General features: G+C 70.8%; 1 protein-coding gene. It reads right to left on the bottom strand.

All coding sequences use genetic code 11. The features are described 5' to 3' along the window. Positions 1-493 (bottom strand): M20/M25/M40 family metallo-hydrolase (locus tag ADK55_RS19360; RefSeq protein WP_159041474.1); only part of this gene is annotated, 493 nt, incomplete at both ends.

Below are 493 nucleotides of genomic sequence, written 5' to 3'. Positions count from 1 at the left end.
GTCCTCGGTGGAGTGGTAGCGCGAACTGCCACCGATCACCGCGAAGTTCAGACCGGTCAGGCCCGCCTCGCGAAAGTGGGTGAAGTCGGTCTCGTTGGGGAGCAACCGGTAGACCTCGTCGGCCAGGGAGGTGGTGACCGGCGGGCGGTCGCCCAACGCGCCGACCACGCCCGCGGTGCGCTCACCCCGCTGGAACAAGACGGCCGGACCCGGGGGGCCCCGCGCATCGAAGTTGATCACGACGTCCCGTCGCGGGTCGAGGGCCGGCGTGTTCCGCACGTACGCCCTCGCCCCGAGCTGCCCGATCTCCTCCGCGTCGGTGAAGAGCAGGACGACGTCGTTGCGGGTGCGCTCCCCGGCTTTGAGTACACGGGCGATCTCCAACACCGCGCCCACTCCGAGTCCGTCGTCGGACGCGCCGGGACCGGAAGACGTGGAGTCGGTGTGGGCGACGAGCAGGATCCTTCCGGTCGAGGACCGCCCGGGGACGGTC

Origin of the sequence: Streptomyces sp. WM4235 (assembly GCF_001279725.1) — a bacterium.
Lineage (GTDB): Bacteria > Actinomycetota > Actinomycetes > Streptomycetales > Streptomycetaceae > Streptomyces.
This window is presented reverse-complemented; position numbering and strand designations above follow the sequence as displayed.